General features: G+C 56.4%; 8 protein-coding genes. 5 read left to right on the top strand and 3 right to left on the bottom strand.

Features of this window, described 5'->3' with window-relative positions; translation table 11 throughout:
* Nucleotides 1–97: 97 nt before the first annotated feature.
* The gene (locus AAAB35_RS10135; protein WP_340668156.1) at nt 98–1,063 is read right to left on the bottom strand and encodes a glycosyltransferase family 2 protein; all 966 of its coding nucleotides are present in this window, start codon (nt 1,061–1,063) and stop codon (nt 98–100) included.
* Nucleotides 1,064–1,625: 562 nt separating this feature from the next.
* On the opposite strand from AAAB35_RS10135, the gene AAAB35_RS10130 reads away from it, so the two are divergent.
* The 5 genes from AAAB35_RS10130 (at nt 1,626) to AAAB35_RS10110 (ending at nt 6,476) form a co-directional block, all read left to right on the top strand.
* Nucleotides 1,626–3,653, top strand: coding sequence for a BTAD domain-containing putative transcriptional regulator (locus AAAB35_RS10130; RefSeq protein ID WP_340668155.1), 2,028 nt, complete (start codon nt 1,626–1,628; stop codon nt 3,651–3,653).
* A gap of 39 nt (nt 3,654–3,692) precedes the next feature.
* Complete coding sequence (locus AAAB35_RS10125; RefSeq protein WP_340668154.1) at nt 3,693–3,947, top strand: hypothetical protein; 255 nt, start codon at nt 3,693–3,695, stop codon at nt 3,945–3,947.
* A 113-nt stretch (nt 3,948–4,060) separates the two neighbouring features.
* A complete protein-coding gene (locus AAAB35_RS10120; RefSeq protein WP_340668153.1) occupies nt 4,061–4,411 on the top strand; it encodes a hypothetical protein in 351 nt (116 codons plus the stop codon).
* 62 nt (nt 4,412–4,473) lie between these two features.
* Nucleotides 4,474–5,724 carry a YcaO-like family protein gene (locus AAAB35_RS10115; protein ID WP_340668152.1) on the top strand — a complete coding sequence of 417 codons (1,251 nt, stop codon included), beginning with the start codon at nt 4,474–4,476 and terminating at the stop codon, nt 5,722–5,724.
* A 53-nt stretch (nt 5,725–5,777) separates the two neighbouring features.
* Complete coding sequence (locus AAAB35_RS10110; RefSeq protein WP_340668151.1) at nt 5,778–6,476, top strand: TfuA-like protein; 699 nt, start codon at nt 5,778–5,780, stop codon at nt 6,474–6,476.
* Nucleotides 6,477–6,891: 415 nt separating this feature from the next.
* On the opposite strand, the gene AAAB35_RS10105 is transcribed toward AAAB35_RS10110, so the two are convergent.
* Both AAAB35_RS10105 and AAAB35_RS10100 read right to left on the bottom strand, forming a co-directional pair.
* Nucleotides 6,892–7,125, bottom strand: coding sequence for a hypothetical protein (locus AAAB35_RS10105; protein ID WP_340668150.1), 234 nt, complete (start codon nt 7,123–7,125; stop codon nt 6,892–6,894).
* 672 nt (nt 7,126–7,797) lie between these two features.
* Nucleotides 7,798–8,270: hypothetical protein (locus tag AAAB35_RS10100; protein ID WP_340668149.1), on the bottom strand; the 473-nt coding region annotated here is incomplete at its 5' end.

Here is an 8,270-nt window from a genome sequence, read left to right as displayed (position 1 = left end):
TTCACCAGCTTCACCGCTTCAAGCTTGTATTCGCGGCTGAACTTTCGTCTTTGCATTCATACTCTCCGGTTTCATGCAGAACACCTTAACTCAGTGTCTATGAAACCGGCAGCAGGCCATTCCTCGGAAAATCGCGGAGAGGTGAGGATGGCGCTATAATGTGCGCCACCATCAGCATGCCCGCCACCTCCACGATCCTGCGAAACTCATCGATAGAGTGGGATGAGAACCGATAGTGCAGCAAGACGCCCGTTACGGGGACAAAGTTTCTCGTCGACGGGGCCGGCCCATGAATGCTCCCCAGCCGGTAGCTAGTTGCATCATCGACCCAAAGCAGTGGAAACTTCGACAGACGCATGTCGCGCCCGAACAGCCGCTGCCGCGGACCACCGCGAAGTGCGCTTCCGTATCGTTCCTGCTTGACCGTATAGCCATCCCCATCGAAGTGGGATGAAACTTCGAACGGCCAACTGGTGCCGTCGTCGACAAAAACGCCGCTGCTGAGCGGCCCGGGCGGATAGATGTCAATCATGGGGCAATGAGCCCGCGATATGCCGGCCCGCTCCAGATCGGCTATGAAACCCCGGATCGAGCGGGTCTCGGAGCCCGGAAAGATTAGGAATTCGTCAGCATCGAGAGATAGATACCAGCGATTGCGGCCATACATATCGAAGAAGGCATCTCGCCAGTCCTTTCCTCGATCCGTGTCCTTGTACTCGAAGTGCGATGTGAAGAGATCAACGTCCGGTAGATTGGACAGCGCTGCAGTCGTGCCATCGACGGAGCGATCATCGATGATGATGAAACGTGTGACGCCGAGTGAGCGGTAGTAGCGCAAGAGGGCGTTCCTCACAACGCAGATCGCCGGAATATCGTCCTTCGAAAGGGGCGTGTGGTTGCCCGAATGCCTCCGAAGCCTGGGGTCGTTCGAGCGAGGCACGAATCTCGATTTTGCGTGCCGATAGTGCGATTTCAGCTTCCGGACGATAGGAATGCGCGCCTGTTGGCGCCAATCGGCATTATCTTCAACAGGGTATTTCAAAACCATGCTCGCCCCGATCATTTGCCCTGCTTCATTAGGGCCGAGGAAGGAAATTGCAACCCAAATTATTTGGGGCTGCAGCCCATGAGAGCCGCCATGCTGCAGCGGGAGCATGGCGAACCGCCTACAGTTCTTGCCGGCCGGCTCATCCGAGTATCAGCCAAAGCGGTAAAGCTTACCCATCGGCGCTAATCCGCAAATACGCCAAGTTTTACAATTAACCGATAGCTTTGGGTCGAAAGAAACCGGTTTCACTTAGTGAAATGAATATTTGCGGTTGTAGTATTCTTGTCATATAAACCGGACATTGTCGGGTATAGCCGAACTTGCTCTCATCGGAGCCCAACGGGTACTCTTTCTGGGCGAACATATTGGTAAATCAGGGCAGTTAGGCCGGATTCGTGAGAAAAATTGCAACAATATCAGGAAACGTTAATTCCTATTTATTAGACTTTTGTCGTAGACTCCCTATAGTGAACTACTACAAGCTATAGTAGAGTTAGCCTACAAGAAGCATGGCAACAATCGCGACACAGGGCAACGGCATATAGAAAATCAAATAAAATCTGGGGTTTAGGCGAGAATGAAGCTGACGGTTTTTGGAGAGGCGACTGTTAGTCTGGGCGGCCAGCCTGTGCCGCGCGTACCCGCAAATTTCCTTCGCCTCGTCGTCTATCTGTTGTTCGTCAACGCCAGCCATTCAGTTTCGCGCGGCAAGCTATCGCAGGTGCTATGGTCCGACACCGACCAGGCCCATGCCTCGATGAATTTGAGGCAGAGTCTCGCGCGCATCCGCAAGTTCCAGGAACAGTACGGACTGAACCTTATTCAGGGCGATGCAACCTACGTCTATCTCAACCTGTCCCAGGTGAAGGCCGAGTTGTTGAGCATCGACCTTCTTGACTACATCAATTTCGCGCGCCGGGGCGATATCGAATCCGTGCTTGGCCTGTGCGAGATCTACAAGGGCGACCTGCTAGCGCCCAACGAACCGCAGAACTCCGATTTCGACGAATGGCTGGACATCGAGCGGGTGCGCCTGCGCGACGACATGATCACCATGCTGCTCGGCATGGTCAACCAGCCGACCGGCGTCAGCATCGATGAAAAGAGGCAATGCGCCCGCAAGCTCATCGAGATCGATCCCTACCAGGAAGTCGGTTATCGCACCTTGATGCAGACCGCCTCGCAGCTCGGCCTCATCGCCAAGGTGGAGCGCACGTTCCGTGAATGCACCAAGCGCCTGCGCGACGATCTCGACGTGGATCCGGAAGAGGAAACCGTCGAATTATACCAGCAGCTCCTCCCCAAGCTTTCGCCCGCAACCACCCGTGGGCTGATCCTGCCGCATGTGGTCCCTGCCGCGACCCAGGGCAACGGCATCGAGATCCAAACGCCGCGCGCGATCCAGGCCAAGCATCAGATCGAGCAGAACAGGCAGGTGGGCCTGCCGCGCCTGATGGTGCTCTACATGCACCACAACGCCGCCGATCCGATGGAGCAGCTTGCGGCGTCGCTGGTCGATGACATCACCATTGGCCTTTGCCGGCTGCGAACGCTCTCCGTGCTAGCGCCATATACCTCGGCGCGGGTGGTCACCGAATCGCCGATCGAAAGTTTCGACGGTCTGCATGAGCAATTCGGCGTCAACTATGTTGTCGACAGCAAGATCACGCGGCGCGATGGCTTCTGCTTCCTCTCGGTCAAGCTGGTCGATGTGGCGACACAGGAAATCGTCTGGGCCGAGAAGCAGAAGTTCGATTATGTCTTGCCCGAGCAGCAATACCGCCAGCTTTCGATCCGTATCATCCTCTCTGTCGTCTCGGTCATCGAGAAGTCGGAACTCGACCGCTACAACCGCCTGTTCCAGGATCCGAATGCCTATTACTGGTATTTGGTCGGCAAGCGGGATTTTGAGAAGCTCGATATTTCAAAGCTGCGCCAAGCGCGGCAGTCGTTCAAGAATGCCCTCACGGCCTCGGCGGATTTCGTGCCGGCGTTGAGCGGCATCGCCCGCACCATGCAACGCGAATGGCTGGTGCTGGCACGCAGCGACAAGGATATCCTTCTCGAAGGCGAGCAGGTGGCAAAGCGCGCCGCGCCTGCCGATCCCGATGATGAGAGGCCTCTGCGCGAACTTGGTACAATCAGCATGTATCTCGGCAAGTTCGATGAGAGCCTGGAATATTTCGACCAGGGCTCAACCCTGAATCCCCAGCACGCTGACCTTCTTGCCGACTACGCGGATGCGCTCACGCACTATGGAGCGCTCGAAGAAGCGTTGGAAAAAATACGGCAGGCGCTCGCTCATAATCCGTTGGCTCCAGACTATTACTACTGGGTAGGAGGCGGTGCTTTGCATAACCTGGAACGGCATTCGGAAGCTATCGAGCTGCTGCAGCAGATGAAGAACCCGCGGGCCGCTGCTCGGTTGATCGCAGCCTGCTGGGCTATGCTTGGCGAGCGCGAAAAAGCGGAAGAATATAGAGCGTATGCACTTGAGGACAATCCTAATTTTAGGATTGATGACTGGATCAAAGGATTAGGCGTCAGGTTACCCGAGCAGCGCCAGCGATATGAAGCATCTCTGCGACAAGCAGGCTTCCAATAGTCCATATCTCCAAACTACCAGCAACAGAAGGATCTCAGCATGGCGAAGTATTTCATTATCGGCGAGACTGGAAGCGACGACTTGTGGCTCGTTGATGTGGACAACAAGCGTGTAGAACCACTAACCCGGACCACTCTCGCAAGTTCGCAAGCCGCCGATGCTGATCTGATTCAGATTGTGAGCAAGGCACGCAAAAATGGAATTGCGACGATCAAAGGCGTCGACGTAGCAATTGCAACCAGCAGTCGTTCCGATATTGAGGCTCAGATGTTCTCAGGGGATCCAGTGGAGTAAAAAGCAAAAAAATAGTTTCCGAAATTGTAGACGAGCCAATAGTTCTTCTTGATCTGTTTCAGAATCGTCATGCCTTTGCCATGTGGGCTCTCCTTCATAGAAAGGTTATTCGCATGGCAAAGTTTTATATCGTGGACGACGTGGACACCAACAAGCTCTGGCTTGTAAATATGGAAACACGGAGTGCTGAGTGTCTTGATCGTGATTTGATCGGTTCGCTGGGATTGGCCGGTCAGGAGTTTCTTTCTTCAATAGGCGGCTTGTTGAACGACGGCATTGCTGCAAGCGACGGCCGCAGCGATGCGTCCGATCGCGCCTTTTCGTTCGACGGCCGCAGCGATGCGTCTGATCGCGCCTTTTCGTTCGACGGCCGCAGCGATGCGTCCGAGCGTGCCTTCTCCTTCGACAGCGGTTCCACTTCGTCGGACCGTTCTTACTCAGCAAATCCAGCAGGGTTGAACTGACGAAAAAGGCTTTCGGAGTTAGTTTGTGTTGAATACGTAATATGCGGCCAGATGGAGTTGCAATGAAACCATTGGCCGGTGTTCCGGACCGGCTGGCGATTGATGAAGCAAGGCTTCGCATCGCCTTCCGTACCGGCGAGCCATCCTCGACGCGCCTGATCGATGCGGATGCAACGGTAAACCGTTTGCGTCCGCATTTTCATGCGCTCGGTATTGTGCGCATGGCCGAAGTCACCGGCCTCGATCGCATTGGCATTCCCGTCTGGATGGCCGTGAGGCCCAATAGCCGCACTCTCGCCGTCAGCCAGGGTAAGGGCATCACCGCCGCCCACGCCCGCGCCTCGGCGGTCATGGAGGCGGCGGAAATCGCCATAGCCGAAAATATTCCGGTGGCTTCCTTGGCCGCGAGCCGGCGCGCCCTGCGCGACGCCGGTCATGAGGTCTTTGACGGGCGCATGCTTTTGATGCGCGGCGCAGACGAGGCCGGCCCCGACGAGATCGATCATTGGCTCGAAGGCTACGATCTCTTGAAAGACAAGCCCGTCTTCGTGCCGCGCGAACTGGTGGCGCTCGATTTCACGTCGGAGCGGCAATCCTTTCACTATTGCCAGTCAACCGATGGTCTTGCCTCCGGCAACTGCCTGCTTGAGGCGGTCATTCACGGGCTCTGCGAGCGCGTGGAGCGCGATGCCACCGAACTCTGGCGCTTCCAGCGCGACGCCGGCGTTCATGCGCGCTGCGTCGATCCCGCGGTCTTTGCCGATACCGGCATCGACTGGATGGCGGAGCGCATCGCGGCGGCAAATTTCGTCCTGCGGCTCTTCAACATGACCTCGGATATCGGCCTGCCGGTATTCATGGCGACCATCAGCCCCGCTACGCAGCACGGCACCTATCTGCATTTCGACCTTGCCGCCGGCTACGGCTGCCATTTGTCGCCGCGCGTTGCGGCCATGCGCGCTATTACCGAGGCGGCGCAGACGCGCATCACCAATATTTCCGGCGCGCGCGACGATTTCGACCCGTCGGAGTATCACCAGCGCCTCGCACCTGACCTTGCGGTCTATATCCATGCGACGCCCCTGGACCATTGGCGCTTCGAGGAGCCGGAGCCCCATGCGCGGGCCAGCCTCGAAACCTACCTCGCGCCGCTGCGGCAGCGCGGCATCGGCAGCGTCGTCGCTGTGCCGCTCGGCGGCGAGGCCTATGGCATGTCGGTCTGCCGCGTGCTCGTCAATGAGCTCGAAAGCCCTTCGGGCACGCGCAAGCATCGTTTCGGCGGCCGCGCCCTCAACGCCATGCTGCGGCAATAGGAGGGGCGATGAAAATTCTCTTTGCAGGTCCGAGTCTTTCCGGCACCGATTTCGTGCCGCTGAAGGGCGGCGAGGATCGCGTCCTCCCGGAATATGGACTGACCTGCCGCGGCCCGGCAAAATGCGGCGACATCACCCATGCGGTCGATCAGGGCTATCGGGTGATCGCGCTGGTCGACGGCCGCTTTGAGGACGTGGCAGCCGTCTGGCACAAGGAAATCCTGCATGCCCTCTCGGCCGGCGCGACAGTCTACGGCGCGGCGAGCATGGGAGCGCTGCGGGCCGCCGAGTGCCATCCCTTCGGCATGATCGGCATCGGCCATGTGTTCGAGCGTTATGCCTTCGGCGGCCTCGAGGATGATGCGGCGGTGGCGCAGGTGCATGCGCCGGCCGAATTCGGCTATCTCGCCTTCAGCGAGGCCATGGTCACCATCGATGCCACGCTGGATACCGCGCTGGCCGCAGGCACGATCAGGCAAGACGAGCATGAACTCATCCGTTCCAAGGCCGATGCGGTGTTCTTCAAAGAGCGCACCTGGCGGCGCATCTTCGACGTCATTGCTGCCGACATCGACAATGCGGTGGACCGGCTGAAGCCCCATATCCGCAACATCAAGCGCGAGGACGCCGAAGCGCTGCTCGACATCCTCCTTGAGCGCAAGATTTCAACGGGGGGAAACATTGCCTCCGAATTTGCCGGCTGGCAGTTCAACCAGACCACGCAGTGGCGGAAGCTTCGCAACATCTCCTAATTTCCCGGGACGTCGATTGGCGCAAAGGTATCCTGCAGACGCGTCCAATACGAATGAATTCGGTCTAATTGCGCCTAGACCCAATTAATTATGCGAATCTTCGACTTTAGTCGCAAAAACGCGGTTTGAGTCACGCTTGCGTAACGGGGGGCTACATAATCTCAACCCGTGGTCGCAAGTTTAACGCATGAAAACAAAACAAAAAAGCATTCAAGCGTGTGTGGGAGCAAGCGGGCAGTCAGTGGGGGACCTACGCCGGAATTCTATAGTACGTTAGTCAGAATTTCGGCGTAGCACTACACTCACAAATCTTAATCAATTCGATTCCATCTCAATCCCGACAGCCATGACCGGATGTTACCCGCACCCGCCGCCTCGGTGTGCGGCAAATGTTTCGGCGGTGGGCAGAATTTGCCTATTTCGACTGTTCATCCTCGTCGCCGGCGGCTAGCCATTGCACGAGAATTGCCACGGACATCGGCCCGAGGTTCGGGATAAGGGTCAGATCCAGTTGTCGCGCCCAGGCGCGCTCCGGCTCCCAGTCGGGAGGCATGTTCCATGGCGTTCCGCCATATTCGATCCAAAGCGCATTGACGATCCGTGAATGCACGGTCTTGGAGGGGCAGAAGTTTTGCAGGCGGTTACTCATGGATACCCTTGGCAAAATGTTGCGTGAGATTGAATTTCCTGTTCACTCGGTGGGCTTCAAACCCGGTCGACATTCGCCGCGGAACGGGAAGTGCAACGACTGAACGCGATGTCACGCATGGCCGGACATATGCCGGCCAGTACCACCAAGGACCCGTCAGCGAGTCCCGCAATCGATGCGATAGCGCGCCGCGTCACATTCGTGATAGCCTGGCGTCGTACCGTCGTCTTTTTCGGCCGCTGTTTCTTCAGCGGTTCTGGCATGTATGTCACGTTTCAGGCCCCCCAAATGACCTTATTCTTCACTGCGTCTTCCCCCACGGAGGCGCAGACCCTTGCCTTATCCGCAGATTTCGGCGGTGGCTCTCATCTCCTCTTCCACAAGAAGAAATGATTTAGATATTCCGTGTACAAATCAGGAGAATTGTCGGATTTATATTTGAAGACTTATGTTTTATTCTTATTTCTGCATAACTTCCTCAATCATTGTACCAGAAACAGGGTATAGTATATTGTTATTTCGTCAATAATTAATAATGATTAACGATGCCAGAAACGCCATAGCAATAACTACTAGAAATGATGCAAAGTTGAGTTTCCATGCCATGTCGGCGACATGCATTTGGTGCCGAGTCCACCACGGCGAATGATTGGCGCATGGCGTTGCCGCGTTTCATACCGGTATCTTGTTTAACTTGATGAATGCCCATATGTCCCGGTTGACTTCGATGATAGCGTCGATCGTTGCCTGGATGCGCTGAAGCTCCTGATCGTCGAGGGCTTCGACTTTGCCGTACTTCAGATTGTCGTCCATATCGACGATGCGCATCAGCTGCGTCGACGTCAGCACGCCGCCTTCGTCGAATGAATAGATGCAGTGATTGTATTTGTTGCGCAGTCGCTGTTCGCGCGACATCCGGCCGGTGATCTCAAGCACCGCGACCTTGGTTTCCGGCGGCGTCGAACTGATCTTCGCCAACCGCTCGATAAGATCGATGCGGGCGCGAGTCGTGTTCAAAGTCAGGAAGATGACAGTCGCAGCTTCCTTGTTCGTGTCCAGCAGGTGGGCAATCAGGTAGATGAACAGGCTTTCGGTGTTCGTCCACGTATAGTTCAGTTTGCCCACCAGCATCAGTACATCGTTGA

This window comes from Phyllobacterium sp. (assembly GCF_037994425.1).
GTDB lineage: Bacteria > Pseudomonadota > Alphaproteobacteria > Rhizobiales > Rhizobiaceae > Phyllobacterium.
The sequence above is the reverse complement of the archived record's forward strand: the minus strand, read 5'-3'. Positions and strand labels throughout refer to the sequence as shown.